We start from the raw sequence: 25,970 nt of genomic DNA, 5'->3' as shown, positions 1-25,970 counted from the left end.
GTGGGACCTTTCGGTTGGGGGTTCAGCGGACGAGGACGAGCCTGCCTCCGCACCGCTGAAGGCTCCCTGAACGCACCTGAAGACCCGTTCAGGAACGAGCGACCGGAGGCTCCGCGCCGGCCGGCAGCCGTACGACGAACCGCGCGCCCCCCAGCGAGGAGGATCCGGCCGCGACGGACCCACCGTGGGCCGCCACGATCTCGCGGACGATGGCCAGGCCGAGCCCGCTGCCGCCCGCGTCGCGCGCGCGTGCCTCGTCGAGCCGGACGAACCGCTCGAACACGCGCTCACGGTCCTCCTCGGCGACGCCCGGGCCGTCGTCGTCCACCGTCAGCTCCACGACCGGGCCCGCCTGACCGACGGCGAGCCGCAGCGACGCGCTCGCATGACGCATCGCGTTGTCGACGAGGTTGCGGACGACCTGGCCGAGCGCGGTCCGGTCGCCGCGCACCCGGGCCGGTCCGACCGCGGAGGTGTCCACCGAGAGCCCCGCGCGGCGAACCCGCGCGGCCTCGGTGAGGACCAGGTCGTCGAGGTCCACGTCCCGCGGCGGGCCGGCGAGGACACCCTCGTCGACCCGCGTCAGGAGCAGCAGCTGGTCGACCAGGCGCTGCATCCGAGCGGACTCCTCCAGCACGGCCTCGGCGAGCTCGCCCTCCGGCAGCGCGTCGGGATGGGTGCGCGCGACCTCGGCGGTCTGTCGGATGCTCGCCAGCGGCGAGCGCAGCTCGTGGGACGCGTCGGAGACGAACTGGCGCTGACGACCGCTGGCGGTCTCCAACCGCGCCAGCATCCGGTTCATCGTCCGGGCGAGCCGGTGGATCTCGTCGCGCGACGGCGGCTCGGGGACCCGCCGGTCCAGCCGGTCGCCCGTGATCCGGTCCACCTCCTGCCTGATCCGCTCGACCGGCGCGAGGGCACGGGTCGCCACCACCCACGTCGTGCCCCCGACGAGCACCAGGACGAGCGGGAGCCCGAGGACCAGCGGCATGGTCAGTGCATCGGTGGAGTCCTCGACCCCCTCGAGCGAGACGGCCACCGCGACGCCGTACTCGGTGTCGCCGGACTCCGCGTCGTCGACGACCACCACATAGGGGTGGTCGGCGCCGGGGACCCGGACCTCGCCGGCGTCGTCGGTCGGCAGCGCCCGGGCCAGGGGCTGCGAGGAGCGGACGACCCGGCCCCGGGCGTCGGTGATCTGCCAGACCAGCTCCTCCGGGTCGTCGAGGTCGTCGAGGTCGTCGCGGTCCTCGTCAGGCTCGTCGCGCTCGTCGTCGGTCGGCGGGTCGGGGAGCCCGCTCGCCTCGATCTCGTCCGCCAGGGCGGACGCGCGCTGGTCGGCACTGGCCTCCAGCCCGTCGGCCAAGGAATCGCGGACCACCGCCACGAGCGTCAGCGCACCCGCGACCAGCACCACCGCGACCACGAGCACCGCGGCGGCCGTCGTCCGCAGTCGCACCGACGCACTCCGCCGGCGCACGTCAGCCACCGTCGCTCGCCAGCCGGTAGCCCGCGCCGCGGAGGGTCTGGATGGCGCCCCTCCCGAACGGCCGGTCGACCTTGTTGCGGAGGTGGCGGACGTAGACCTCGACGATGTTGGGGTCACCGTCGAAGTCGGCGTCCCAGACCGCGTCGAGGATCTGGCGCTTCGAGACGACGTCGCCGGCGTGCCGCGCGAGGAAGGCGAGCAGCGAGAACTCGCGGGCGGTCAGCTCCACCTCGACGTCGCCGCGCCAGACCCGCCGAGCGGCGGGGTCCACGCTCAGGTCGCCGACCTGCAGGCGGGTCGGCCGCTCACGCGCTCCGCGCCGCGCCACCGCGCGGAGCCGGGCGACGAGCACGGGGAACGAGAACGGCTTGGTGAGGTAGTCGTCGGCACCGGTGTCCAGGCCCTCGACCTGGTCCCACTCGCCGTCCTTCGCCGTCAGCATCAGGATGGGCGTCCAGTCCTGCTCGCGGCGCAGCGTCTCGCAGACCTTGTAGCCGTTGATTCCCGGCAGCATCAGGTCGAGGACGATGGCGTCGTAGGTGTTCTCCCGCGCCAGCCACAAGCCGTCGGTCCCGTCGTGGGCGACGTCGACGGCGAACCCCTCGGCCTCCAGACCCACCTTGAGGGAGCGCGCCAGCCGCCGCTCGTCGTCGACGACGAGTACGCGCATGGCAGCCTCCGGGCGGTCGTGGGAACGGCCATTGTCGCCGAGGCGGGCTGAAAGTCCGCTGAACGGCGCTCCGCGGGGTACCGCCCGGGGACCCGACACGAAGAGAGGTGCCCCCAGGTGGACGTGCGAACGGTGGGTGTCGAGGAGGAGCTGCTCCTCGTCGACCCGGAGACCCGCAAGGGCGTGCCGCGCTCGCAACAGGTCCTCAAGCACGCGGCGGAGCACCAGCTCTCCGCCCACACCGACGTGCTCGACCACGAGCTGTTCCGTCATCAGCTCGAGACCCGGACACCGCCCGTCACGGATCTCGCCGCGCTGCGCGACCACCTGGTCGAGGCCCGGCGCCTCGCCGCGGAGGCGGCCGGCGGCGCCGGCCTGCGGACGGTGGCCTCGGGGACCCTTCCGCTGCCCAGCGGAGAGCCGAAGCCGACCCGGGACGACCGCTACCTCGACATGATCGAGACGTACGGCGAGATCGCCCGGCCGGGGGGCACCTGCGGCATGCACGTCCACGCCCACGTCGACTCCGACGAGGAGGGGGTCGCGGTGATCGACGCGCTCGTCCCCTGGCTGCCGGTCCTCCTGGCGATCAGCGCCAACTCCCCCTTCGCCGAGGGGCGGGACACCCACTACGCGTCGTGGCGGTCGCAGGTGTGGTCGCGGTGGCCCAGCGCGGGGCCCACCGAGCGGTTCGGCTCGCTGGAGCGCTACCGGGAGGTGAGCCGGCGGATGATCGAGTCCGGAGCGGCCCGTGACGACGGCATGCTCTACTTCGACGCCCGGCTGTCGCGGGAGCATCCCACCGTCGAGGTGCGGGTCAGTGACGTCTGCACCGACGCCGACGATGCCGTGCTGATCGCCGCCCTCGTCCGTGCCCTGGTCTCGCACGCCGCGGCCGAGGGGTCCGACACGGGGGTATGGCGCTCGGAGCTGCTCCGCGCCGCCCAGTGGCGTGCAGCGCGGTTCGGCCTGTCCGACCGTCTTCTCGACCCGACCACCGGCGACCTGCTCCCGGCCCGCGACGTGCTCGACCTGATGCTGCGCACGGTCGGTGACCACCTCGCGGCGGCGGGTGACGCCGACCTGGTGCGCGACGGCCTCAGCCGGGTGCTCGGCGAGGGCGGCGCCGCACGCCAGCGGGCGGCGTACGAGCGCAGTGGTGGCCGGCTGGAGGCCGTCGTCGACGACCTCGTGGCGCGGACGAACGGTCAGACGTAGCGGACCTGGAGGTCCTTGATGCCGTTGACCCAGCCGTGGCGCAGCCGCTTCGGCTCGTCGAGCCGCTCGATGCCGGGCGCGTGGTCGGCGAGCGCGTTGAACATCATCCAGATCTCCTGCCTGGCCAGGTTGGCCCCGAGGCAGTAGTGCGCGCCGTGCCCGCCGAACGCCACGTGGGGGTTGGGGTCGCGGGTGATGTCGAACCGGAAGGGTTCGTCGAAGACCTCCTCGTCGAAGTTGGCCGAGGCGTAGAAGAGGCCGACGCGCTGACCCTTGGCGACCTCGACGCCGCCCACCTCCACCTCGGTCAGCGCGGTGCGCTGGAAGACGGTGATCGGCGTCGCCCAGCGGATCACCTCGTCGATCATCGTCTCGGGGCGCTCGGCCTTCCACAGCTCCCACTGGTCGGGGTGCTCGAAGAAGGCGTTCATCCCGTGCGTGATGGCGTTGCGCGTCGTCTCGTTGCCGGCGACGGCGAGCATGATCACGAAGTAGCCGAACTCGTCCTCGGTCAGGCCTCGGCCGTCCTTGTCGGCGTTGATCAGCTTGGTGATGATGTCGTCGCGCGGACTCGCCTGCCGGTCGGCGGCCATCCCCATGGCGTAGACCAGCATCTCCGCCGCGGCGGTGGCCGGGTCGGTGCCGGCGAAGTCGGGGTCCTCGTTGGCCAGCATCGAGTTCGACCAGTGGAAGAGCTGCTTGCGGTCGTCCTGCGGGACGCCGAGCAGGTCCGCGATCGCCTGCAGCGGCAGCTCGGCGGCGACCTCCTCGACGAAGTTGCCGGTGCCGCGGGCCACGGCCTCCTGCACGATCCGGGCGGCCCGCTCCCGCATGATCTCCTCGAGCTGCTGGATCGACCGCGGCGTGAACCCACGCGAGACGATGTGGCGCATCGTGCTGTGCTCGGGCGGGTCCTGGTTGAGGATCATCACCCGCTGCATCTCGATGTCGTCACGCGTCGTACCGGGCGCGAAGCGGATGATGGCGCCGTTCTCGGCCGAGGAGAAGTCCTTGCTGTTCTTCGACACCGCGGCCACGTCGGCGTGCCGGGTGACCGCCCAGTAGCCGGTGCCGGCCTCGGTCGCCATCCCGTCGTACGCCCCGGGCTGCTGCTCGACCCAGCTCACGGGGGCGCTCGCGCGGAGCGCCCGGAACTGCTCGTGCGGCACGGCCGACCAGTTGACGTCCGGGTCGGTGAAGTCGAAGCCCGAGGGCAGCAGCGCGGTCATCCGGTTCTCCTCATGGGGGGTGTGCGAGCGAGGCGGGCCTACTTGTAGCTGACCTGCATCTCCTTGATGGCGTTGAGCCAGCCCGACCGCAGCCGCTTCGGCTCGCCTGCCAGGCTGATGCCCGGCGCGACGTCGGCCAGGGCCTCGAAGATCAGCTTGATCTCCATCCGGGCCAGGTTGGCCCCGATGCAGTAGTGGGCACCGTGCCCGCCGAACGCCACGTGCGGATTGGGGTCGCGCTCGATGTTGAACGAGAACGGGTCGTCGAAGACGGCCTCGTCGAAGTTCGCCGAGGCGTAGAACAGGCCGACCCGGTCGCCCTGCTTGATGTCCTGGCCGGCGAGCACGGTGTCCTTCCGGGCCGTCCGCTGGAAGACGGTGACCGGCGTCGCCCACCGGATGACCTCGTCGACCATCGTGTCCGGACGCTCCGCCTTCCACAGCTCCCACTGGTCGGGATGCTGGAGGAAGGCGTGCATCCCGTGGCTGATCGCGTTGCGGGTGGTCTCGTTGCCGGCGACGGTCAGCAGGATGACGAAGAACCCGAACTCGTCGTTGGTGAGCGCGCCGTGCTCGTCGTCGAGGCTCGCGTTGATCAGCTTGGTGACGATGTCGTCCTGCGGGTTGGCCCTGCGGTCGTTGGCCAGGGCGTCGAAGTAGGCCAGGATCTCCATCGAGGCGACGGCCGGATCGATGTCGAAGTCCGGGTCGTCGTAGGCCATCATCTGGTTCGACCACTCGAACAGCTTCTTGCGGTCCTCCTGCGGCACCCCGAGGAAGTCGGCGATCGCCTGCAGCGGCAGCTCGGCGGCGAGGTCCTCCACGAAGTCGCCGGAGCCCTTCGCGACGGCCTCCTCGACGATCCGGTACGCCCGGGCCCGGAGGTCCTCCTTCAGTCCGGCGATGGCTCGCGGGGTGAAGCCGCGGGAGACGACGCCGCGCATCTTCGTGTGGTCCGGCGGGTCGTGGTGGATCAGCATGGCCCGCTGCACCTCGACCTGGTCGCGGGTCATGTCGGGCGCGAACCGGATGATCACGCCGTTCTCGGCGGTGGACCAGTTCTCGTTGTCCTTGGAGACGTCCCGGACCTCCTGGTGACGGGTGCAGGCCCAGTACCCGGAGCCGAAGAAGCCGGCGCGCGCCTCCGGCACCTGCTCGACCCAGTGGATCGGCTCGGTGGCGCGCAGCGCACGGAACTCGTCGTGCGGCAGCCCGACGGCGTTGATGTCGGGGTCGGTCGGGTCCCAGCCCTTCGGGATGAGGAGGTCGGACACGCAGGAGCCTTTCGCCGGGAACACTGCAACACGTTCTACTCGGCCACACTACAAAGCATCGCCTCCCGGCGAAAGGGTTTCACTCGCGGAACGAGAACCTGTTCTAGTTCTGGTGGTAGATTGGCCGCATGGGCAACCCAGTGATCGTCGACGCCGTCCGCACCCCTCTCGGCAAGCGGAAGGGGTGGCTCGCCGGCGTCCATCCCGCGAACCTGCTCGGCTTCGCGCAGGCCGAGGTGCTCCGCCGCGCCGGGGCCGACCCGGCGCTGGTCGAGCAGGTGATCGGCGGCATCGTGACGCAGGCCGGCGAGCAGTCCAACGACACCGTGCGCCGCGCCTGGATCCACGCGGGCCTCCCCCAGCACACCGGCGGCACCACGCTCGACGCCCAGTGCGGCTCCGGGCAGCAGGCGGCACACCTGGTGAACGACCTGGTCGCGGCGGGCACGATCGACGTCGGCATCGCCTGCGGCGTCGAGGCGATGTCGCGCATCCCGCTCGGTGGCAACGTTCCTCCCGGTCTGGGCGACCCCCGGCCTGAGGACTGGACCATCGACATGCCCAACCAGTTCGAGGCCGCCGACCGGATCGCACGGAACCGCGGGCTGACTCGGGACGACCTCGAGGAGCTCGGCCACCTCTCCCAAGCCAGGGCGAAGGTCGCCGTGGAGGAGGGCCGCTTCAAGCGCGAGATCGCTCCCATCGAGGCGCCCGTCCTCGACGACGAGGGCAAGCCGACCGGCGAGACGCGTCTGGTCGACGCCGACCAGGGCCTCCGGGACACCACCCGCGAGGGACTGGCCAACCTCAAGCCGGTCCTCGAGGGAGGGCTGCACACCGCGGGCACGTCGTCCCAGATCTCCGACGGTGCCGCCGCCGTGCTGATCATGGACGAGGACAAGGCCCGGGCACTGGGCCTCACGCCGCGGGCACGGATCCGTTCGCACTGCCTCGTCGGCTCCGACCCCTACTACCACCTGGACGGCCCGATCGACGCCACCCAGCGCATCCTCGACCGCACCGGCATGGCGATCAGCGACTTCGACCTGTTCGAGGTCAACGAGGCGTTCGCCTCCGTCGTACTGTCGTGGGCCGGCGCCCACAACGTCGACATCGACCGGGTCAACGTCAACGGCGGGGCGATCGCCCTCGGCCACCCGGTCGGTGCCACCGGGGTCCGGCTGATCACCGCCGCCCTCCACGAGCTGGAGCGGCGGGACGCCTCCACCGCCCTCATCTCGATGTGCGCCGGCGGCGCGATGGCCACCGGCACCGTCCTCGAGCGGGTCTGACGCACGCCACAACAGAATTCGTCGCCTCCCGGCGGGAGAGACGACGAATTCTGTTGTGGCGCGGCTCAGCGGTAGGAGACGGGCATCTCCTTCACGCCGTTGATCCAGGCGCTGCGCAGCTTCGTCGGCTCACCGAGCAGGCTGATCCGGGCGTCGCGGTCGGCCAGGGCGTTGAAGATCAGCTTGACCTCGAGCCGGGCCAGGTTGGCGCCGATGCAGTAGTGCGCACCGTGGCCGCCGAAGGCCTGGTGGGGGTTCGGGTCCCGGAGCACGTTGAAGGTGAACGGGTCCTCGAAGACGTCCTCGTCGAAGTTCGCGCTCGCGTAGAGCAGGCCCACCCGCTGGCCGGCCCGAACCTGCTGGCCGCCGATCTCCACGTCGTTGATGGCGGTGCGCTGGAACACCGTGACCGGCGTGGCCCAGCGGATGATCTCGTCGACCGCGGTGTCGGGACGCTCGCGCTTGAAGAGCTCCCACTGGTCGGGGTTGTCGATGAACGCCTTCATCCCGTGGGTGATCGCGTTGCGCGTCGTCTCGTTGCCGGCGACCGCGAGCAGGATCATGAAGAACCCGAACTCGTCGTCGGTGAGGCCGTTGCCGTCGACGTCGGCGGTCACCAGCTTGGTGATGATGTCCTCCTGCGGGTTGCGCCGGCGCTCGTCGGCGAGAGCCATCGAGTAGGCCAGGATCTCCATGAAGGCGGTCATCTGGTCGCCGCCGAGCTCCGGGTCGTCGTAGGACAGCATCTGGTTGGACCAGTCGAAGAGCTTGCCCCGGTCCTCCTGCGGCACGCCGAGCAGGTCGGCGATCGCCTGGAGCGGCAGCTCGGCCGCGATGTCGACGACGAAGTCGCCGCTCTCCTTGGCCAGCGCGTCGTCGACGATCCGCTCGGCGCGGCGCTTGAGCTCGTCGTGCAGCGACGCCACCCCGCGGGGGGTGAAGGCACGGGAGATGATCTGCCGGAGCTTGGTGTGCTCGGGCGAGTCGTGGTTGATGAGCAGGAACCGGGTCTGTTCCAGCTCCTCGCGGGTCATGTCCGGTGCGAACCGGATGATCACGCCGTTCTCGTACGTCGAGAAGTCGGTCTGGTTCTTCGAGACCGCCGCCACGTGCTCGTGCTTGCTCAGCGCCCAGAAGCCGGTGTCGAGGAAGCCGGCGCGCGCCGTCGGGTCGGGCTGCTCGATCCAGGAGACCGGCGCGGTCCTGCGCAGCGCCAGCAGCTCCTCGTGCGGCATCCGCTCGCGCAGGATGTCGGGGTCGGTGGGATCGAAGCCGTCCAGCTGGACGTCGGCGTCGGCAATCGTCATCGGTGGAACCTCTCGGGGGCAGGACACGGCGGGTACAGACTCACGGCGACGCTACACACATTCGGGAGGAAACGAAAGACTTTCGTATCGCGTCGCGCGCGGCCGTCAGCCGGTGGTGCCGTAGACCGGCTCCGGGGCCGGGGCCTGGCCGATCAGCTTGCGGAGTGCGGGGCCCACCTCGCCGGCGTCCCAGCGAGCGCCGCGGTCCTCGGACGGTCCGTGGGTCCAGCCGTTCTCGACGGTGATCCTGCCGCCCTCGATCTCGATCACCCGGCCGGTGACGTCGCCCGCCTCCTCCGACGCCAGCCAGGCGACCACCGGCGAGTTGTCCTCGGGCAGCGGCATGGCGGAGGTGTCGAACGCGCCCTCGGTCATCCGCGTGCGCGCCACCGGGGCGATCGCGTTGACCGTGACGCCGTACCGGCCGAGCTCGACCGCGGCGACCAGCGTCATGCCGGCGATGCCGGCCTTGGCGGCGGAGTAGGTGGTCTGGCCGATCGAGCCCTGCAGACCGGCGCCCGAGGAGGTGTTGATCACCCGAGCCGAGCGCTGCCGCCCCTCCTTCGCTTCGGCGCGCCAGTAGGCGCCCGCGTGGCGCAGCGGCGCGAAGTGGCCCTTCAGGTGGACCCGGATCACCGCGTCCCACTCCTCCTCGGAGGTGTTGACCAGCATCCGGTCGCGGACGAAGCCGGCGTTGTTGACCAGGATGTCCAGCCCGCCGAAGGTGTCGATCGCCTGCCGCACCATCGCCTCCGCCGCCGCGAAGTCGGCGACGTCGGCGCCGTTGACGACGGCCTCGCCCCCCATCGCCTCGATCTCCGCAACCACGGCCTCGGCGGGGGTCTCCCCCGTGCCCTCGCCCGCCAGCGAGACGCCGTAGTCGTTGACGACCACCTTCGCGCCGTGCCGGGCGAGCTCCAGCGCGTGCGCGCGTCCGATGCCGCGGCCTGCGCCGGTCACGATCGCGACGCGACCCTCCAACAGCTTGCTCACGTGGTCTCCTCGGGTTGCTGGTCGGGTCGGTTCTGGGCGTTCTGGGCGTTCTGCGCGTTCTGGGCCAGGTACAGGAAGATCGGCTGCTCGCCGCCGCCGTGGCAGGCGAGGCGCGCGCCGGAGACGTACGACGCCAGGTCGCTCGCCAGGAAGGCGACGACCCGGCCGATCTCGGCGACGTCGGCCATCCGTCCGAGGGGGATGGTGCGCTCGATCTCGGCGACGGTCTCGTCGCCGCCGTAGTGGTCGGCGGTGTCGGCGGTGCGCACCAGTCCCACGTCGACGGCGTTGACCCGCACCCGCGGACCCCACTCCTGGGCCAGCGAGGTGGTGAGGGCGTCGACGCCGGCCTTCGCGGCGCCGTAGGCAGCGGTCCCGGGCGAGGGACGGTTCGCCGAGATGGACGAGATGTTGACGATCGACCCCCCGCCGTCCTGCTGCTGCATCCGGCGGTTGGCCGCCTGGCTCACCAGGAGCGACGACATCAGGTTGAGCCCGACGATCTTGTCGTGGAACCGGGGCGAGGCGTCGGCCGCCATCGCGTACGGCGCCCCGCCGGCGTTGTTGACCACGACGTCGAGCCGCCCGTGGTCGGCCACGATGCCGTCCACCAGGGCCTCCACCGACGCCGGGTCCCGCACGTCGCAGACCCGGTGCGCGGCACCGGCCGGCGGCTCGGCGTCGCTGCGGCCACAGGTGACGACGGTGGCGCCCGCCTCCAGCAGCACCTCGGTGATCCCGCGGCCGATGCCGCGCGCACCGCCGGTGACCAGCGCGATCCGGCCGGAGAGGTCGAGGGCGAGAGCCATGCCCGACACCATACCAAGCAAATGCTTGGTAGGCTCCGGCGCATGACGGTCACCAGTGAGCTGCGACCTGACGGGATCCGTCTCGTCACGATGAACGCTCCCCCGGTCAACGCCCTCACCGTGCAGGGCTGGTTCGACGTGGCGGCTGCGCTCGACGAGGCCGGACGCGACCTGGCGACCAAGGTCGTCGTGCTGCGCGCGGAGGGCAAGGGCTTCAACGCCGGCGTCGACATCAAGGAGATGCAGCACTCGACCGGGTTCGACGCCCTCCTCGGCGCCAACCGGGGCTGCTACGCGGCGTTCAAGGCGGTCTACGAGTGCGCCGTGCCCGTGGTCGCCGCGGTCAACGGGTTCTGCGTCGGCGGCGGCGTCGGGCTCGTGGGCAACGCGGACTGCGTGGTGGCGAGCGACGACGCCTACTTCGGCGTGCCCGAGGTCAACCAGGGTGCACTCGGCGCCGCCACCCACATGGCGCGCCTGGTCCCCCAGCACATGATGCGCACGCTCTACTTCACCGCGCGCACCATCAAGGCCGCCGACCTGGTGCAGTTCGGGTCCGTGCTCGAGGTCGTACCACGGGACCGGCTCGACGACGCCGCCCTGGCGGTCGCCGGCGAGATCGCCGCCAAGGACACCCGAGTGATCCGCGCCGCCAAGGAGGCGCTCAACGGGATCGACCCGATCGACGTCAACCGGTCCTACCGGTTCGAGCAGGGCTTCACGTTCGAGCTCAACCTGGCAGGCGTGAGCGACGAGCTGCGCGACGAGTTCGCCGGCACCGACAAGAGCAAGGAGCGGAAGTGAGCAGCCGCAAGCCGCGGGACAAGCGGATGTCGATCGAGGAGGTCGTCGGCAGCCTCGAGAGCGGGATGACCGTCGGCCTCGGCGGCTGGGGTCCCCGGCGCAAGCCGATGGCGCTGGTCCGCGCGATCTACAACTCCGACCTCACCGACCTCACGGTCGTCAGCTGGGGCGGGGCCGACGTGGGCCTGCTCGCCCGCGCCGGCAAGATCCGCAAGCTGGTCTACGCGTTCGTCTCCCTCGACACCATCCCGCTCGAGCCCAACTTCCAGCGGGCGCGACAGACGAAGTCGATCCCCGAGGTGGTCGAGCTCGACGAGGGCATGTTCCAGACCGGCCTGAAGGCCGCGGCCGAGCGGCTCCCGTTCCTGCCGATGCGGGCCGGGCTCGGGTCCGACGTGATGGTCCACAACCCGTGGCTGCGCACCGTGACCAGCCCCTATCCCGACGCCGACGGGGTCGAGGAGGAGCTGGTCGCGGTGCCGGCGCTCAAGCTCGACGTGGCGCTCGTGCACCTCAACCGTGCGGACGCACACGGCAACGCGTCGTACCTCGGACCCGATCCCTACTTCGACGACCTCTTCGCCATGGCGGCGGACCGGACGTACGTCAGCGTCGAGCAGGTCGTGGACACAGCGGGACTGACCGTCGACACCCCGGTGCAGCGGCTCCTGCTCAGCCGGATGATGGTCGACGGCGTGGTCGAGGCGCCGGGCGGCGCACACTTCACCAACTGCGTGCCCGACTACGAGCGCGACGAGCGGTTCCAGAAGGCGTACGCCGCCGCGGCCGGCGGCTCGGACGAGGACTGGCAGGACTTCCACGACCGGTTCCTCGCCGGCGACGAGGCGTCCTACCAGGCAGCCGTGAAGTCCTTCCAGGAGGAGACCGCCCGATGAGCGACTCGACCACTGCAGCGACCCGCGCGGACGTCTGTGCCGCCGCGATCGCCGACGCGTTCAGCGAGGACGGTGAGATCTTCGCGAGCCCGATGGGCCTGCTGCCCACGCTCGGCGTCCGGCTCGCCAAGCTGACCTCCAACCCCGACCTGGTGATCTCCGACGGTGAGTCGCTCTTCCTCGGTGGGGTGCCGCCGCTGGGCGGGAAGGACGTAGTGGAGGGCTGGATCCCCTTCCGCCGGGTCTTCGACGTCGTCGCCTGGGGCAGGCGCCACGTGATGATGGGCGCCACCCAGGTGGACCGCCACGGCAACCAGAACATCTCCGCCATCGGCGACTTCGCGCAGCCGAAGCGGCAGCTGCTGGGGTCGCGGGGCGCGCCGGGCAACACGGTCAACAACCGCACGTCGTACTGGGTGCCGAAGCACTCCCCACGCGTCTTCGTCGAGCAGGTCGACATTGTCTCCGGCGTCGGTCCAGCACGGGCCCGGGCGGCCGGCGCCGCGGCCGCGAAGTACAACGACATCCACCGGATCGTCACCAACCTCGCCGTCCTCGACGTGCGAGGGCCGGACGACACGGTCCGGCTCCTCTCGGTGCACCCCGGTGTGACCGTCGACGAGGTCGTGGAGGCGACCGGGTTCGCACTCGACGTCCCGTCGGACGTGCCGACGTCGCGGACCCCGTCCTACGAGGAGCTGATCATCATCCGGGAGATGCTCGACCCCAAGGGCCTGCGGTTCCGCGAGGTGCCGGGCGCCGAGGCGGCCACGAAGTGATCGAGCAGCTGATCCGGACGCCGCTCACCGACCTCGTGGGCGTGCGCCACCCGGTCGTGCAGACCGGGATGGGATGGGTCTCCGGCCCCCGCCTGGTCTCCGGGACGGCGAACGCCGGCGGGCTCGGGATCCTCGCCTCCGCGACCATGACCTTCGCCGAGCTGGAGAAGGCGATCGTCGAGGTGAAGAGCCGCACCGACCGCCCGTTCGGCGTCAACATGCGGGCCGACGCGGGCGACGCCGCGGACCGCTGCCAGCTGCTGATCGACCACGATGTCAGGCTGGCGTCCTTCGCGCTGGCGCCGAAGCCCGAGCTGATCGCCAAGCTCAAGGAGCACGACATCGTCGTGATGCCGTCGATCGGCGCGGCGAAGCACGCGAAGAAGGTCGCGTCCTGGGGCGCCGACGCGGTGATGGTGCAAGGCGGCGAGGGCGGCGGCCACACCGGGCCGATCCCGACCACGCTGCTCCTGCCCACCGTGCTCGACGCCGTCGACATCCCGGTCGTCGCCGCCGGCGGGTTCTTCGACGGTCGCGGCCTGGCGGCCGCGCTGTCGTACGGCGCCGCCGGCGTCGGGATGGGCACCCGCTTCCTGCTCACCAAGGACTCGGCGGTCCCCGACGCCGTCAAGCAGCTCTACCTCGAGCGCGGCCTCACCGACACAGTCGTGACCGCCAAGGTCGACGGCATGCCGCACCGCATGCTTCGCACGGACCTCGTCGAGGAGCTCGAGAACACCTCCGCAGTCCGACGGATGGGACCGACGCTGCGCCGCACCCTCGAGTTCAAGAGGTCCTCCGGCATGTCGTGGACCGAGATGCTCAAGGACGGGCGCGAGATGAAGAGGCAGCAAGGACGCACGCTCGGCCAGATGGCGCTGGCCGCCAACACCCCCACCATGCTGCGCGCCGGCCTCGTCGAGGGCGACACGTCCGCCGGCGTGCTCGCGAGCGGCCAGGTCGTCGGCGTGATCGACGACCTCCCCACCTGCGAGGAGCTGGTCGACCGGATCGTCACCCGCGCCGCGGAGGAGCTCCGCCGAGCGGCGTCGTACGTCGTGTGACGCGGCGGGCCTGCGAGGAAGTGTCGGCTGCCGTCACTAGGGTCTGCCGGGTGAAGAGCCGATGAGCAAGATGGACGCGCTGCGCGCGATGCGCGAGGCGCGCTACGCCCAGGACCAGGCCCGGGCGGCGAAGAACGCCACGACGCCGGCCAGCCGCGCGCAGCCGGTGAAGCCGAGACCCGCCGTGGCTCCCCCGCCGGAGCCCGGCGCCGACGACGAGCTCTGCGGTCACCGCAACATGGGCGGCCGGACCTGCACCCGCGAGAAGGGCCACGCGGCGAAGAGCCACCGCTACGGCTGACCGGCGTGGCCCCGCGCCCGGTGCAGGGCCACGACGGCGACCGTGACCCCCACGACACCGAGGGCCAGCCCGGCGAGGACATCGTGGGCGTAGTGGACTCCGGCGGCGACTCGGGCGGCAGCGACCAACGCAGCCAACGGCGCCACGAGCCACACGAGCCGGGGTACGGCGAAGAAGCACGCGACCGCCAGCGCCGCGGCCACCGTCGCGTGGTTGGACGGCCACGACCAGTCCCCTGTCCCTGGGCAGGCGAGAACCGTCGAGACGTCCAGCGCCCGGCACGGCCTCTCCTCCTGGACCAGGAGCTTGACCAGCTCGCTCACCGCGTAGGCACCGACCACCCCGACGCCCGCCCCTGTGAGGCGGTGGAACGCGCGCCGCTCCCGGAGCCAGCACCCGACCGCGACGATGACCACGGCGCCGACCAGGGTGAGCACGCCCGCGTCGGCTATGTGGCGGACAGCCGGCTCCAGCGACGACCGTCGCAGCAGCGGCCGCCGCGGTGAACACGTCCTCGCGTACGACGAAGGTCACCGCTGCGAGCACCGCGAGCAGGGCGGCGAGCACGGAGGCATGGACCACGCCATGCGGCAGACGCGGGGGCGCGAACGGCGGCACCGGTGGGGCAGCCCGCTGGGCGGTCGGGTGGAGTCTGCTCATGGTACGGAACGCTAGGAAGTCCGCGGCCCTGCCGAGTCCGTCCGGAGTCGCGACCGGCGTCCGCCCCACGGGGGTCCCAGCGCGGGCGCCGTACGACCTCAGGCGGGGAGGCGGATCCGTCTCGACCGGCGCACCCACAGCCCCGCCGAGGGCGGGGTGCGGGGCGTGGTGCCTAGCCGGGGCAGGGTGGGCCGGTCTGGATGGGCCAGGTCCGGGCGTCGTGGTCGGGCGGTGGGCCGTGCACGGCCTGGTCGACGGCGACGGGTGGGTCGAGGGTGCGGGTGCCGGTGTGGTCGACCAGGAAGTGCCGCCCGTTCGGAGTGATCCACAGATAGGTCCCCGGCTGGACGATCACGTAGCGCCAGGTGGAGAACGTCTTCGCCCGATGATGGGCCCGGCAGGCGGGGACGAGGTTGCACGGACACGTCACCCCGCCCTGGTTGTACGGGAGGGCGTGGTCGAGGTCGCAGCGACTTGCGCGGCGGCCACACCACGGGAACGCACAATGGTGGTCGCGCAGCTCGACCTGCTGGCGGTGACGGTCGGGGATCTCGTAGGAGTCCACCGGGATGTGCCCGGCGAGGTCGATCACCGGCCGCACGACCACCGTCGTCCCGGCCGCGGACAGCCACTCCTTGATCTGCGCGACCGAGATCGGGCGTTGCTGGTCCTCCCACCGCCCCACCGGAGCAGCAGTCTCGCCAGTAGCGCTGGTGATGGCGGCATCCGAGACGTGCACGTTGAGGACGGCCTTCCGGCCGCGGGATGCGGTGGTGATCTCGCCGGTGGACTCGTCGACGGTCTCGAGGTCGAGGGTCAGGTCCGCACGGGCGAGGTCGCCGACCGCGACCGCCCGCCGCACGTCGAGGGACCCGTCGTGGCCGAGCTTCGCGAGCAGCACGGCGCGGCGGTTGACGGCGGTGTCGAGGTCGGCACCATCCGCGGCGTCGAGGATCCCGTCGACGTGCACGACGCCGTCGGTGAGATGGTCGAGGTGGACGTCGAACCGCCGGGAGTCCGACGACGCCTCACGCCGGGCCTCGGCGGCGTCGGGGTCGTAGAGGGTCATGGCTTCGTCGATGTGGTGCTCGACCTCCCGCCACGAGCAGGACCGGATGTGCGGGGCGAGCTTGCGGTCGACGTGCGCAGCGGCCTCGAGGCTGAGGTCGTGGGTGAGGTCGGCGACCCGCTCGGCCTTCCACGGCAAACAGCGCCCGGCCAGCACGGCGGCGTAGATCCGCTTGAGTCGCCACGCACACCCGATGACCCGGCCGACGTAGGCGCGGCCACCGTCCGGGGTCCGCTCGAGGGTGGCGATCAGCTCCATCAACGCGAACTCCGACACCAGTGGTGCGCCCGGGCCGGCGATCGGGACCCCGGTGTCCACGTACCCCTCGATGAGGGTCGCGGCACCTTCCTCGCAGTCGACGATGTTCTGGTCGGCCCAGGCGGTGATCACCTGCCACTCCCGGATCAGCGAGGCGCGTCGGGCCCGGACCTCACCCGCCGCGTGGGCCAGCAGCTCGACGGTCGAGCAGCCGTCGAACTGCCCCTCCGCGTCGCTGTCGTTCCCGAGCTCCATGACACCCATCCAAGCACCAGCCACCGACACAACCCCGAGCCGGAAACCCGCCTGGGGACAGGCGATTCCCCATCCGACGCTGTGGACGGAAAGTGGCACAAACTGGGGACCCCGCCCTACGAGACGGAGGCCGGCAACGCAACCCGACGGATCGCGAAGCTTGCCGCCGTAAAAAGCCCTTTCGGACCGGCACCACCTACGAAAACCGGCCCTTCTGACTGATCCGTGGGTCATCGGCCGGGTAGGACGGGTCGGTGGCCGCCGAGGTTCAGCATCGCGAGGGCGATGAGGGCGGCGGGGCTGGCGAAGCCGAAGGCCATGCGGGTGATGAGTCGGATCTTGGTGTTGACCGATTCGATGAGGCCGTTGGACAGGCCGTGCTCGATCGAGGCGAGGATCTCGGTCCGGTAGGTCACGATCGTGCGCTGCAGCTTCACGAACCGTTCGATCCGGCACCGGCGCGCCCAGTCGATCCAGGCGTCGAGCGCCACGACTGCTTCCCCGTAGGGCAGCTGGAACACCAGCCGGAGCGCTTCCTTGAGCAGGTAGGCGCGGTACAGGGTCGGCTCGGCCTTCGCGATCCACGCCAGCTTCGCGGCTTGGCGGGTGGTGAGGTTCTCGGGGTTCTTCCACAGGGCGAACCGGGAGTTCTTCAACGCCTTCGCATGGCCCTCGGAACGGTTCGTGCGACCGGCAGCTCTGCGGGCGCGCAGGGTCCTGGTGTCGGCCCGGGCGGCGTTCCAAGCCTGCCGGCGGACCTCATCGAGTGCCGCGCTGGCCCACTTCACGACGTGGAACGGGTCCGCGCATCGCACGGCGTTGGGGCAGCGTTCGGCGACGACCTGCCCGATCCAGTCCGCACCGTCAGCGGAGACGTGGGTGATCTGGGCGCAGCGCTCGTCGCCGAGGGCGTCGAAGAAGGACCGCACGGTGGCCTTGTCGCGGCCGACGCCGGCCCAGACCAGTCGGCCGGTGTCGTGATCGACCACGATGGTCAGGTACTTGTAGTTGCGCTTGTAGGAGATCTCGTCGATCCCGATCCGCCGCACCCTGCGAAGGCGTCGACCTGGCCGCCGGTATCGGCCCACACCCGGGTGATGATCGACCCGACCGTGCGCCACGCGATCCGCATCAGCTCGGTAATCGCGCTCTTGGAGCACTGGGTGGCCAGCCAGGCAACCTGCTGGTCGAAGGCCAGCGTATGGCCGGCAGCGTGCCGGGCCCACGGCACCTGCCGCACCGTCGGCCCGTGGACCGGGCAGTTCACCCGCGGCGCGTCAGCCTCGAGGAACACCTCGACCGCACCCAGGTCCAGGCCCCGCCAACGGCGACGACCCTCGCCGCGGTCGTACCACGGAGCCCGAGCCCCGCACGCCCCGCAGCGACCCCGGGACGCGCGCCGGGGCCGGACATGGGCCACGACGATCTCGGCTTCCTCGTCGAACTCGATCTCTTCGATGACGGTGTTCTCGACGCCCAACAGGGCGCGCCATAGGCTTGCTGACCGCACGCCGTTCCTCGCTCTTTGGTGACTGACCTTCGACAAGCCAGAAACCTAGGCCTGGAGCGGCGTGTGGCCGTTCAGGCGCGATCAACCACCCACGGAAACGTCACAAGAGCCCGAAAACCGCAGCCCCGCGGCAGTCGACCGCAGCCTAGCTCTCCGCACAGCCGCCCCCGCGTCAGAGCGACCGCTGGTAGGCCCACTCGCGTCCCATGACGCGATAGCCGAGGATCTCGTTCACCCCGATCATGTGGTCGTTGGACTCGGCGTTCCAGGTGTTCACGGTGGCCAGCTGGGGCTCGGCCTCGCGCAGCCAGCGGAGCATCTCGACCTTCACCAGGAGACCGAGGCGGTGACCGCGGTGGGCCCGCACGACGGAGGTGTCGTGCTGCTCCCCCCAGGTGGGGTCGTCGGAGCGCACCGCCACCACCGACTGTGCCACCAGCGCGTCGGAGGGAACGTGGCGGGCGACGACGCGGTAGAGGCGCTCGTCGTGCCCGGCCACGGCCGTCTCGTACGCCTTCATCCGCTCGGCGGTGAAGACCTCGTCCTCGTATTCGAGGTCGTCGAGCGGGGCGTCGTTGATCGCGGACGCCATCTCGGCCAGGTCGTCGAGGCGGTCGTCCGGAGTCGGGGCCGTCCAGCGCTCGAGGGCGTAGTCCGCGGCGTGGGGCAGGGCGGCGGCGTACCTCTCGTCCACACCGGGCCAGTCGACGTCGGAGAGGAACTGCCGGCGGTTGATGCTCGACAGCTTGCGGTCGAAGCCATGCCGCTTCGCGAAGGCGTCGGCCGCGTCGGACTCCCAGCCCTCGGCTCCCACGCTGGTCCGTCCGCGACGCCGCGCCTCCTCGAGCAGTGTCTCGAGCAGGGCCGTGCCGATCCCCTGACGCCGGTGGTCGGGGTGGACGGCGACCCGCAGCCACGCGAGGTGCAGGTTGTCGCGCCCGCTGGTGCCGATGGCGCCCCAGCCGACGACGTCCTCGCCCCGCCGCGCGAGGTACGGCGTGTCCGGCTCGCCGTCCCAGCCGTGCCGGAACCGTGCGGCACCCGACGAGGCCGTCTCGAGCCGCTCCCACGGCGAGTCGTGCCTGCTGATGGTGTTGACCAGCTCGGCCCAAGCGGACAGGTCGGCCACGTCGTCGGGGCCGAAGGGGGTGATCTCCATGACAGCCAAGGATGCGCGGCCCCGCCGCGGTGTGCCACTGGTTAACCTGGAGAGGTGAACCAGCCGCCGACTCCGAGCAACCCTCCCGCGGTCACCCGGCGGCGGCACCTGATGGACCCGACGGCCCCGCGCAAGGCGCCGGACCCGCGGGACCTCGAGCGTCTGCAGCGGGTCCAGCGCCGGATCGTCTCGGCACTGGTGATCACGACCATCCTCCACCTCTCGGTGGGCTTCGTGATCGCTGCCGACCACGTCCACGACGACCGGCTGGACGCCAAGGTGGCACTGAACCTGATCGCCTCCGCGTTCATGGTGGGCGGGATCGCGGGGACCCTGGTGCTCAACGGCCGCCGACCGCTCTCACCCTGGCTGCTGCTGGGCCTGCTCCCGGGCGCCGTGGGCATCTGGTGGACCTGCCTCTGATCGGACGCAGCCGCCGCGCTCAGATCGGCGCCCGCGCTGCCGACGAGATCGGCATGCCCGCATCCGCCCGGCACCAACGCGCGCCCGAGAGCCACCCCCAGGTGCTGCAGACGGTCGAGCTCAGGCTGCATCCGACGGTCGGGGACGCCGTGGTGCGGGAGACCAAGGTGCTCGACCTGGAGACCGACGAGGGCGCCCAGCTGCTCGTGGTGTCCTGCCCGCCGGACCTGGACCCGCTGGTGCACCACCTCGACGCCACGATCGCCTGGACCTATCCGCTGGGGCGGATGGAGTGCGCCGTCACGACCCGCCCGTCCCGTCGCGACTACGGCCAGGTGTGGCTGGTCCGCCCTGCGGGTCCCGCGACCCGCCTGCAGGACCGCGCCTACTTCCGCGCCCCGGTGTCGGTGCCGCTCAGCATCGCCTGGGTCGCCGAGCCGCCGGCCACCGACGAGACCGCCGGTCCCGACGGCGGTACGACGGACGCGCCGGCCGAGCCCGTGCACCACGAGTCCCCAGGCGTCGTCGTCGACCTCAGCGAGGGCGGCCTCCTCGGCATCGTGCGGGGTCAGCTGCCGCCGGTGGGCAGCGAGGTCGACTCGACCATCAAGATCGACGGTCTCGCCCTCGCGCACCCCGCGGTCGTCGTCCGCCACGTCGCGTTCGCCGGCGGCAGCACCGGTGTCGCGCTCGCCTTCGACGACCCGTCGGTCCACGGCGACGTGATCCGCCGGTTCGTGTTCGCCGCCCAGCGGCGGACCCGGCACACCGGCTGAGCCGGCTGATCGAGTCGCGTCAGCCCAGTCGCTCGATGATCGTGACGTTGGCCTGGCCACCGCCCTCGCACATCGTCTGCAGCCCGTAGCGCCCGCCGGTCCGCTCGAGCTCGTTGAGCAGCGTGGTCATCAGCCGGGTCCCGGTCGCGCCGATGGGGTGCCCGAGCGCGATCCCGCCGCCGTTGACGTTGACCTTCTCGTGCGGCGCCCCGGTCTCCTTCATCCAGGCCAGCACCACCGACGCGAACGCCTCGTTGCACTCGAACAGGTCGATGTCGTCGATCGACATGCCCGTCTTCGCGAGCGCCGCCTTCGTCGCGCCGATCGGGCCGGTCAGCATCCACACCGGGTCGTCCCCGCGCACCGAGAGGTGTACGACGCGGGCGCGGGGCGTGAGCCGGTGCCGCTCCACCGCCGCCTCGGAGGCGATCAGCATCGCCGAGGACGCGTCGCAGATCTGGGAGGCGACGGCGGCCGTGATCCGGCCGCCGGGGGCGAGCGGCTCGAGCCCGGCCATCTTCTCCAGGGACGTCTCCCGAGGGCACTGGTCGGTGTCGAAGGTGGAACCGTCCTCCAGCACCATCGGCACGATCTCGCGGTCGAACCGGCCCTCGGCGATGGCCGCGCGAGCCCGCTCGTGCGACGCCAGGGCGTAGGCCTCCATGTCCTGCCGGGAGATGTCCCACTTCTCCGCGATCATCTCGGCGGACCGGAACTGGCTGACTTCCTGGTCGCCGTACCTCTTCAGCCAGCCGGGCGACTCGGCGAACGGGGTGGAGAAGCCGTACTGCTGGCCGACGATCATGGCGGCGGAGATCGGGATCGCGCTCATGTTCTGCACGCCACCGGCCACGACGAGGTCCTGGGTGCCCGACATGACGCCCTGGGCCGCGAAGTGCACCGCCTGCTGCGAGGAGCCGCACTGGCGGTCGATCGTCACGCCCGGGACGTGGTCGGGAAGCCCGGCGACCAGCCAGGCGGTGCGCGCGACGTCGCCGGCCTGCGAGCCGATGGTGTCGCAGCAGCCGAGGATCACGTCGTCGACGGCGCCCGGGTCGACACCGGTGCGCTCCACCAGGGCGGCGAGCGTGTGGGCGCCGAGGTCGGCGGAGTGCACGCCGGCGAGCGCGCCGCCGCGCTTGCCCACGGCGGTCCGGACCGCGTCGACGATGTAGGCCTCAGGCATGGGTGTTCCTCTCGTTGGCGATCCCGTCGAGCAGGATCCGGACGTACTGGTCGGCGATGTCGGTGTGGGTGAGGCCGCCGCCGGGGCGGTACCACCGGACGGCGACCCACACGGTGTCGCGGATGAAGCGGTAGGTGAGCGTGACGTCGAGGTCCGCGCGGAGCACGCCGGTGCGGATGCCCTCCTCGATCAGGGTGAGCCACACCTGGCGCGACTGGACGTTGCGGTCGGCGAGGTAGCCGAACCGCTCGAAGCTCCCCAGGTGGTCGGCGTCGTTCTGGTAGATCGCGACCTCGTGCGGGTGCTTGTCGATCGCCTCGAACGACACCCGGACGGCCCGCTCGAGCTTGGTGCGCGCGTCGTCGGGGCTGGCGAGGATCTCGTCGTACTGCCCGAAGAGCTCCTCCTGGAAGGTGGACAGGATCTGGTCGACCATCGACTCCTTGGAGTCGAAGTGGTGGTAGAGGCTGCCGGAGAGGATGCCGGCCGCGTCTGCGATGTCGCGGACGGTGGTGTTGCGGAAGCCCTTCTCGGCGAAGAGGCGCGCGGCGATCGCGAGCAGCTCCTCCCGTCGGGTGGTCGGGCCGCTCTGGGTCGCGCTCGCTGCCGGGTCAGGCATGCTGGCTGCTCACGGAGATCACCTCGCCGGTGAGGTACGACGAGTAGTCGCTCGCCAGGAAGACCATCACGTTCGCGACCTCCCAGGGGGCGGCGGCCCGGCCGAACGCCTCGCGCTGCTTGAGCTCGGCCAGCAGCTCCGCCGACGTCACCTTCTCGAGGAAGGGGTGCATCGCGAGGCTGGGCGCCACCGCGTTGACCCGGATGCCGTGGGGCGCGAGGTCGAGGGCAGCGCACCGGGTCAGGGCCATCACGCCGGCCTTGGCCGCGGCGTAGTGGGCCTGGCCCTCCTGCGCCCGCCACCCGATGACCGAGGCGTTGTTGACGATCACACCCTTCTTGCCCGCCTCGACGAACCGGCGGCCGACGGCGCGGGTGGCGCGGAACGTCCCGGTGAGGGTGATGTCGAGGACCCGGGCCCACTCGTCGTCGGTCATCTCGAGGATGCTCGCGGTCCCGCCGAGCCCGGCGTTGTTGACCATCACGTCGACCCCGCCCAGCTCGTCGGCGGCATCCAGCAGTGCCGTGACCTGCTCCTCCTTGGTCACGTCGCAGACCAGCTGCCGCACGCGGTCGGCGCCGAACTCCCCCGCCAGCGCCTCCTCGGCCTCCTTGAGCCGGCGCTCGTGGGTGTCGCTGAACACCACCGCCCGGGCGCCCTCCTCCAGCGCGCGGCGGACGACCGCGGCGCCGATGCCGGCACCGGCGGCCGCCGTCACCACCACCACCTTGCCGGCCAGCAGGTCGTGGCCCGGGACGTAGTCGGGGGTGGGCTGCTCCGGGCGGGTCGCGGTCATCCGCGGGGCTCCTTCGGTAGGCCGAGCACCCGCTCGGCGAGGATGTTCTTCTGGATCTCGTCGCTGCCGCCGTAGATGGTGTCGGCGCGGGAGAAGAGGAAGAGCCGCTGCTGCTCGTCGAGGTCGTACGACGGCGCGGACGACTCCCGTGCGAGCAGGCCGGCGGGGCCGGCCACGTCCATCGCGACCTCGCCGAGCCTGCGGTGCCAGGTCGCCCAGGCCAGCTTGAAGATCGAGCCCGCTCCCCCGCCGGCCGCGGAGTCCTGCCCGCCCTCCACGAGGGCGAGCGAGCGCAGCGCGAAGCTGCGGATCACGGCGAGCTCGGTCTTCAGCCGCGCCAGCCGGTCGCGGACGATCGGGTCGTCGATGCTGCCGTTGTCCTTCGCGCGGGCGACCACGCTGGCCAGCTCCCGCGCGAACCCGACCGTCTGGCCCAGGGTGGAGACGCCGCGCTCGAAGCCGAGCAGGCCCATCGCGACGGACCAGCCCTGGCCGGGCTCGCCCACCACCAGGCCGGCGGGCGTCCGGGCGCCGGTGAAGAAGACCTCGTTGAACTCCGAGCCGCTGGTGAGCTGCTCGATCGGCCGGATCTCGACGCCCTCCTGCGCCAGCGGCACGAGGAGGAAGGAGAGGCCGTGGTGGCGCTGGGAGCCCGGCTCGGTGCGGGCGACGACGAAGCACCAGTCGGAGAGGTGGGCCAGCGACGTCCACACCTTCTGCCCGTCCACGACCCACTCGCCGGACGCCTCGTCGAGCCGGGCCCGGGTCTGCACGTTGGCGAGGTCGGAGCCGGCCCCCGGCTCGGAGTAGCCCTGCGCCCACAGCTCACGGACGGCCGCGATCTCCGGCAGGAACCGCTTCTGCTGCGCTTCCGTGCCGAACGCGATCAGGGTCGGGCCCAGCAGCTGCTCGCCGAGGTGGTTGACGCCGGCCGGGGCGTCGGCGCGCGCGTACTCCTCGTGGAAGATCACCTGCTGCCACAGCGACAGCCCCCGCCCCCCGTGCTCCTCGGGCCAGCCGAGGGCGGTCCAGCCGTGCTCGGCGAGGTGCCGGTTCCAGGCGAGCCGCTCGTCGTGGGCCTCGTGCTCGCGGCCGGGGCCGCCGAGGCCCTTCAGCGCGGCCCACTCGCCGACCAGGTGGTCGCCGAGCCACTCGCGGATCTCGGCGCGGAAGGCGCGGTCCTCGGCGCTCTCGGTCAGGTCCACGACGCCAGCCTACCAAGCAAATGCTTGGTAGGTCAGCCTAGGCCTTGTGCGGGATCTGGTTGACCGTGCCGCCGTCCATCACGAACTCCGACCCGGTGGCGAAGGACGACTCGTCGCTGGCCAGGAAGACCACGAACGAGGCGACGTCGTCGGGCTGGCCCACCCGGCCCAGCGGGATCGGGATCATGTCGTCGGGGATGCCCTCGGTGATCGGCGTGCGGATCAGCCCGGGGTGGATGGAGTTGACCCGGATGTTGTGGGGGGCGAGCTCCATCGCGACCGACTTGGTCAGCCCGCGCAGCCCCCACTTGGAGGCGACGTACCCGTGGGCCCACGGTGTGCCGCGCAGCCCCTCGATGGAGGAGGTGTTGATGATCGACCCGCCGCCGGCGGCGATCATCGCGTCGGCACAGGTCCGCATGCCGAGGAACGGGCCGGTGAGGTTGACGTCGATGATCTGCTGCCACTTCGCCATGTCGAACCGCTGCAGCTGGCCGCCGTTGGCGATGCCGGCGTTGTTGAAGAGCACGTCGAGCCTGCCGAACTCGGTCGTGGCCGCCTCGACGGCCGCCCGCCACTCCTCCTCGCGGGTGACGTCGAGGTGCACGTAGCGCGCGGCGTCGCCGAGCTCGTCGGCCAGTGCCTTGCCGTCGTCGTCGAGCACGTCGGCCAGCAGCACGCGCGCCCCTTCCGCGACGAGCATCCGGGCGCTCGCGGCGCCGATCCCCCGCGCGCCGCCGGTGACCAGCGCGACCTTGCCTGCTACACGTCCCATGGCCGCAACCTATCCGAAAACTGGAACACGTTCTATCCGTTCGCCCGCCGACCCAGCGTCGTGGCGAAGACACCCTTCGCTGTGTTGAACGGCAGGTCGAGCGTGGTGCGGATGCCCGGCGCCGCCGCCACCACGTCCGGGATGGCGTTGACGATGCGACCCGCGCCGGCCGCGATCGCGGCGTAGTTGTGGTCGCCCTTGCGGCTGGACGGGCTCACGTCGACGACGTACGACGGCTCGCCCTGGATCTCGACGCGGTAGGACCCGCCGGCCTGGGCCGGCTGCGGCCAGTCCGGCCGGAGGTCGCCCCGCAACCGGGTGGTGTGGTCGACGACGATCACCGGCCTGTCGCCCACCATGCCCGTGATGGTGAACCGCACCGCCGCGACGCCGCCCTTCGGGATGGTGCCGACGGCGACGTCGAACGCCTCGGGTGCAGGCTCCTGCTCGAACCACTCGGTGATGTCGTCGAGCTCGAGGCCGAAGCCGGCCGCGAGCTGCCGGATGGTCACGCCCCAGGCCGATGCCAGCATGCCGGGCTGGAAGAGCATCGGCAGGTCGCCGACCGGCCGGCCGAAGCCCATCACGTCGAACATGACCGGCCCGCCGTCGTACGTCGCGTAGTCGGCGATCTCGTAGCAGCGCACCTGCTCCACGGACTGGCAGGTGCTCGCGATCGCGAAGGGCAGCAGGTCGTTGGCCCACCCGGGGTCCACCCCGGTGGCGAACAGGCTCACGCCGTGCTCGCGGCAGAGCTCCTCGAACGGCTCGATCATGCTGTCGGGCAGCAGGCCCCAGGGATAGACCATCGGCACCGGCGAGGACGCGACGACGTTGACGCCGGCGGCCAGGATCGTCCGCAGGTCGTCCAGCGCCTCGAAGAACCGGGTCTCCGCGAGCGCGCAGTAGACCGCGCAGTCCGGGCCGGCGGCCAGCGCCGCGGCGAGGTCGTCGGTCGCCGTGACCCCGGTCGTCACGTCGAGGCCGGCCAGCTCACCGGCGTCCCGCCCGACCTTGTCCGGGCTGGCGACGACCAGCCCGACCAGCTCGAACCGGGGATCCTCGATCAGCTGCGCCAGGGCGATCCGGCCGACGTTGCCGGTGGCGATGTGGACGACGCGGTGGGTCATGGCGTGCTCTCCTGGTCGGCGGCG

Annotated in this window: 25 protein-coding genes and 1 pseudogene; 9 read left to right on the top strand and 17 right to left on the bottom strand. The window is 71.5% G+C overall.

Features of this window, described 5'->3' with window-relative positions; translation table 11 throughout:
- Positions 1–88: 88 nt before the first annotated feature.
- The gene (locus tag ACPOLA_RS01500) at positions 89–1,480 is read right to left on the bottom strand and encodes a sensor histidine kinase (protein WP_435768586.1); all 1,392 of its coding nucleotides are present in this window, start codon (positions 1,478–1,480) and stop codon (positions 89–91) included.
- 1 nt (position 1,481) lies between these two features.
- Positions 1,482–2,159 carry a response regulator transcription factor gene (locus tag ACPOLA_RS01495; protein ID WP_435768585.1) on the bottom strand — a complete coding sequence of 226 codons (678 nt, stop codon included), beginning with the start codon at positions 2,157–2,159 and terminating at the stop codon, positions 1,482–1,484.
- Positions 2,160–2,276: 117 nt separating this feature from the next.
- Between ACPOLA_RS01495 and ACPOLA_RS01490 the strand changes: the two genes are divergently transcribed.
- On the top strand, positions 2,277–3,377 hold the full coding sequence (locus tag ACPOLA_RS01490; RefSeq protein WP_435768584.1) for a carboxylate-amine ligase: 1,101 nt from the start codon (positions 2,277–2,279) through the stop codon (positions 3,375–3,377).
- Here the strand turns inward: ACPOLA_RS01490 and ACPOLA_RS01485 are convergent.
- Positions 3,368–4,606 (bottom strand): cytochrome P450, encoded by a 1,239-nt coding sequence (locus ACPOLA_RS01485; protein WP_435768583.1) that lies wholly within the window; start codon positions 4,604–4,606, stop codon positions 3,368–3,370. The two genes, ACPOLA_RS01490 and ACPOLA_RS01485, sit on opposite strands and share 10 nt — an antisense overlap.
- Before the next feature lie 38 nt (positions 4,607–4,644).
- Positions 4,645–5,880, bottom strand: coding sequence for a cytochrome P450 (locus ACPOLA_RS01480; RefSeq protein ID WP_435768582.1), 1,236 nt, complete (start codon positions 5,878–5,880; stop codon positions 4,645–4,647).
- A gap of 128 nt (positions 5,881–6,008) precedes the next feature.
- Here ACPOLA_RS01480 and ACPOLA_RS01475 point away from each other — a divergent pair, with 128 nt between their 5' ends.
- A complete protein-coding gene (locus tag ACPOLA_RS01475) occupies positions 6,009–7,172 on the top strand; it encodes a steroid 3-ketoacyl-CoA thiolase (RefSeq protein WP_435768581.1) in 1,164 nt (387 codons plus the stop codon).
- A 65-nt stretch (positions 7,173–7,237) separates the two neighbouring features.
- On the opposite strand, the gene ACPOLA_RS01470 is transcribed toward ACPOLA_RS01475, so the two are convergent.
- From ACPOLA_RS01470 to ACPOLA_RS01460, 3 genes are all read right to left on the bottom strand, one after another.
- On the bottom strand, positions 7,238–8,479 hold the full coding sequence (locus ACPOLA_RS01470) for a cytochrome P450 (protein WP_435768580.1): 1,242 nt from the start codon (positions 8,477–8,479) through the stop codon (positions 7,238–7,240).
- 105 nt (positions 8,480–8,584) lie between these two features.
- Positions 8,585–9,472: an SDR family oxidoreductase gene (locus ACPOLA_RS01465; protein WP_435768579.1), complete on the bottom strand. Its 888-nt coding sequence runs from the start codon at positions 9,470–9,472 to the stop codon at positions 8,585–8,587.
- Complete coding sequence (locus tag ACPOLA_RS01460; protein ID WP_435768578.1) at positions 9,469–10,281, bottom strand: SDR family oxidoreductase; 813 nt, start codon at positions 10,279–10,281, stop codon at positions 9,469–9,471. Before ACPOLA_RS01460 ends, ACPOLA_RS01465 begins: the two co-directional genes overlap by 4 nt.
- A 42-nt stretch (positions 10,282–10,323) precedes the next feature.
- On the opposite strand from ACPOLA_RS01460, the gene ACPOLA_RS01455 reads away from it, so the two are divergent.
- The 5 genes from ACPOLA_RS01455 (at position 10,324) to ACPOLA_RS01435 (ending at position 14,125) form a co-directional block, all read left to right on the top strand.
- A complete protein-coding gene (locus ACPOLA_RS01455) occupies positions 10,324–11,085 on the top strand; it encodes an enoyl-CoA hydratase family protein (RefSeq protein ID WP_435768577.1) in 762 nt (253 codons plus the stop codon).
- Positions 11,082–11,981: a CoA transferase subunit A gene (locus ACPOLA_RS01450; protein WP_435768576.1), complete on the top strand. Its 900-nt coding sequence runs from the start codon at positions 11,082–11,084 to the stop codon at positions 11,979–11,981. Before ACPOLA_RS01455 ends, ACPOLA_RS01450 begins: the two co-directional genes overlap by 4 nt.
- Positions 11,978–12,760 carry a CoA-transferase subunit beta gene (locus ACPOLA_RS01445; RefSeq protein WP_435768575.1) on the top strand — a complete coding sequence of 261 codons (783 nt, stop codon included), beginning with the start codon at positions 11,978–11,980 and terminating at the stop codon, positions 12,758–12,760. The genes ACPOLA_RS01450 and ACPOLA_RS01445 overlap by 4 nt, the downstream gene beginning before the upstream one ends.
- Positions 12,757–13,824, top strand: coding sequence for an NAD(P)H-dependent flavin oxidoreductase (locus ACPOLA_RS01440; protein WP_435768574.1), 1,068 nt, complete (start codon positions 12,757–12,759; stop codon positions 13,822–13,824). The genes ACPOLA_RS01445 and ACPOLA_RS01440 overlap by 4 nt, the downstream gene beginning before the upstream one ends.
- Before the next feature lie 61 nt (positions 13,825–13,885).
- Positions 13,886–14,125 (top strand): hypothetical protein, encoded by a 240-nt coding sequence (locus tag ACPOLA_RS01435; protein WP_435768573.1) that lies wholly within the window; start codon positions 13,886–13,888, stop codon positions 14,123–14,125.
- On the opposite strand, the gene ACPOLA_RS01430 is transcribed toward ACPOLA_RS01435, so the two are convergent.
- From ACPOLA_RS01430 to ACPOLA_RS01415, 4 genes and pseudogenes are all read right to left on the bottom strand, one after another.
- A complete protein-coding gene (locus tag ACPOLA_RS01430) occupies positions 14,116–14,562 on the bottom strand; it encodes a phosphatase PAP2 family protein (protein ID WP_435768572.1) in 447 nt (148 codons plus the stop codon). The two genes, ACPOLA_RS01435 and ACPOLA_RS01430, sit on opposite strands and share 10 nt — an antisense overlap.
- A gap of 395 nt (positions 14,563–14,957) precedes the next feature.
- Positions 14,958–16,367 (bottom strand): HNH endonuclease signature motif containing protein, encoded by a 1,410-nt coding sequence (locus tag ACPOLA_RS01425; protein WP_435768571.1) that lies wholly within the window; start codon positions 16,365–16,367, stop codon positions 14,958–14,960.
- Positions 16,368–16,597: 230 nt separating this feature from the next.
- A pseudogene (locus ACPOLA_RS01420) lies at positions 16,598–17,877 on the bottom strand (ISL3 family transposase).
- A 172-nt stretch (positions 17,878–18,049) separates the two neighbouring features.
- Entirely contained in the window at positions 18,050–19,036 is a 987-nt protein-coding gene (locus ACPOLA_RS01415; protein WP_435768570.1) for a GNAT family N-acetyltransferase, read from the bottom strand.
- A gap of 54 nt (positions 19,037–19,090) precedes the next feature.
- Between ACPOLA_RS01415 and ACPOLA_RS01410 the strand changes: the two genes are divergently transcribed.
- Both ACPOLA_RS01410 and ACPOLA_RS01405 read left to right on the top strand, forming a co-directional pair.
- Entirely contained in the window at positions 19,091–19,459 is a 369-nt protein-coding gene (locus tag ACPOLA_RS01410; protein WP_435768569.1) for a hypothetical protein, read from the top strand.
- Positions 19,460–19,512: 53 nt separating this feature from the next.
- Complete coding sequence (locus ACPOLA_RS01405) at positions 19,513–20,235, top strand: PilZ domain-containing protein (RefSeq protein ID WP_435768568.1); 723 nt, start codon at positions 19,513–19,515, stop codon at positions 20,233–20,235.
- Positions 20,236–20,254: 19 nt separating this feature from the next.
- Here the strand turns inward: ACPOLA_RS01405 and ACPOLA_RS01400 are convergent, their stop codons facing one another.
- The 6 genes from ACPOLA_RS01400 to ACPOLA_RS01375 are packed head-to-tail and all read right to left on the bottom strand — an operon-like array spanning position 20,255 to position 25,946.
- The gene (locus tag ACPOLA_RS01400) at positions 20,255–21,421 is read right to left on the bottom strand and encodes an acetyl-CoA C-acetyltransferase (protein ID WP_435768567.1); all 1,167 of its coding nucleotides are present in this window, start codon (positions 21,419–21,421) and stop codon (positions 20,255–20,257) included.
- Positions 21,414–22,040 carry a TetR/AcrR family transcriptional regulator gene (locus ACPOLA_RS01395; RefSeq protein WP_435768566.1) on the bottom strand — a complete coding sequence of 209 codons (627 nt, stop codon included), beginning with the start codon at positions 22,038–22,040 and terminating at the stop codon, positions 21,414–21,416. The genes ACPOLA_RS01400 and ACPOLA_RS01395 overlap by 8 nt, the downstream gene beginning before the upstream one ends.
- Positions 22,033–22,836, bottom strand: a complete 804-nt coding sequence (locus ACPOLA_RS01390; RefSeq protein WP_435768565.1) for an SDR family oxidoreductase — start codon at positions 22,834–22,836, stop codon at positions 22,033–22,035. The genes ACPOLA_RS01395 and ACPOLA_RS01390 overlap by 8 nt, the downstream gene beginning before the upstream one ends.
- The gene (locus ACPOLA_RS01385) at positions 22,833–24,041 is read right to left on the bottom strand and encodes an acyl-CoA dehydrogenase family protein (protein WP_435768564.1); all 1,209 of its coding nucleotides are present in this window, start codon (positions 24,039–24,041) and stop codon (positions 22,833–22,835) included. Before ACPOLA_RS01385 ends, ACPOLA_RS01390 begins: the two co-directional genes overlap by 4 nt.
- 37 nt (positions 24,042–24,078) lie before the next feature.
- On the bottom strand, positions 24,079–24,816 hold the full coding sequence (locus tag ACPOLA_RS01380; RefSeq protein ID WP_435768563.1) for a glucose 1-dehydrogenase: 738 nt from the start codon (positions 24,814–24,816) through the stop codon (positions 24,079–24,081).
- A 32-nt stretch (positions 24,817–24,848) separates the two neighbouring features.
- Entirely contained in the window at positions 24,849–25,946 is a 1,098-nt protein-coding gene (locus ACPOLA_RS01375) for an NAD(P)H-dependent amine dehydrogenase family protein (protein WP_435768562.1), read from the bottom strand.
- Positions 25,947–25,970 lie beyond the last annotated feature (24 nt).

Origin of the sequence: Nocardioides proteolyticus (assembly GCF_051280635.3) — a bacterium.
GTDB lineage: Bacteria > Actinomycetota > Actinomycetes > Propionibacteriales > Nocardioidaceae > Nocardioides.
Note: the sequence above shows the minus strand (reverse complement) of the source record. Positions and strands in the feature narration are given on the sequence as shown.

What these genes read in the sequence shown, in the direction of transcription:
- ACPOLA_RS01460 (WP_435768578.1), bottom strand. Translation starts at nt 10,281, where the DNA reads ATGGCTCTCGCCCTCGACCTCTCCGGCCGGATCGCGCTGGTCACCGGC.
- ACPOLA_RS01470 (WP_435768580.1), bottom strand. Translation starts at nt 8,479, where the DNA reads ATGACGATTGCCGACGCCGACGTCCAGCTGGACGGCTTCGATCCCACC.
- ACPOLA_RS01485 (WP_435768583.1), bottom strand. Translation starts at nt 4,606, where the DNA reads ATGACCGCGCTGCTGCCCTCGGGCTTCGACTTCACCGACCCGGACGTC.
- ACPOLA_RS01395 (WP_435768566.1), bottom strand. Translation starts at nt 22,040, where the DNA reads ATGCCTGACCCGGCAGCGAGCGCGACCCAGAGCGGCCCGACCACCCGA.
- ACPOLA_RS01380 (WP_435768563.1), bottom strand. Translation starts at nt 24,816, where the DNA reads ATGGGACGTGTAGCAGGCAAGGTCGCGCTGGTCACCGGCGGCGCGCGG.
- ACPOLA_RS01415 (WP_435768570.1), bottom strand. Translation starts at nt 19,036, where the DNA reads ATGGAGATCACCCCCTTCGGCCCCGACGACGTGGCCGACCTGTCCGCT.
- ACPOLA_RS01425 (WP_435768571.1), bottom strand. Translation starts at nt 16,367, where the DNA reads ATGGAGCTCGGGAACGACAGCGACGCGGAGGGGCAGTTCGACGGCTGC.
- ACPOLA_RS01435 (WP_435768573.1), top strand. Translation starts at nt 13,886, where the DNA reads ATGAGCAAGATGGACGCGCTGCGCGCGATGCGCGAGGCGCGCTACGCC.
- ACPOLA_RS01475 (WP_435768581.1), top strand. Translation starts at nt 6,009, where the DNA reads ATGGGCAACCCAGTGATCGTCGACGCCGTCCGCACCCCTCTCGGCAAG.
- ACPOLA_RS01390 (WP_435768565.1), bottom strand. Translation starts at nt 22,836, where the DNA reads ATGACCGCGACCCGCCCGGAGCAGCCCACCCCCGACTACGTCCCGGGC.
- ACPOLA_RS01455 (WP_435768577.1), top strand. Translation starts at nt 10,324, where the DNA reads ATGACGGTCACCAGTGAGCTGCGACCTGACGGGATCCGTCTCGTCACG.
- ACPOLA_RS01445 (WP_435768575.1), top strand. Translation starts at nt 11,978, where the DNA reads ATGAGCGACTCGACCACTGCAGCGACCCGCGCGGACGTCTGTGCCGCC.
- ACPOLA_RS01495 (WP_435768585.1), bottom strand. Translation starts at nt 2,159, where the DNA reads ATGCGCGTACTCGTCGTCGACGACGAGCGGCGGCTGGCGCGCTCCCTC.
- ACPOLA_RS01400 (WP_435768567.1), bottom strand. Translation starts at nt 21,421, where the DNA reads ATGCCTGAGGCCTACATCGTCGACGCGGTCCGGACCGCCGTGGGCAAG.
- ACPOLA_RS01405 (WP_435768568.1), top strand. Translation starts at nt 19,513, where the DNA reads ATGCCCGCATCCGCCCGGCACCAACGCGCGCCCGAGAGCCACCCCCAG.
- ACPOLA_RS01375 (WP_435768562.1), bottom strand. Translation starts at nt 25,946, where the DNA reads ATGACCCACCGCGTCGTCCACATCGCCACCGGCAACGTCGGCCGGATC.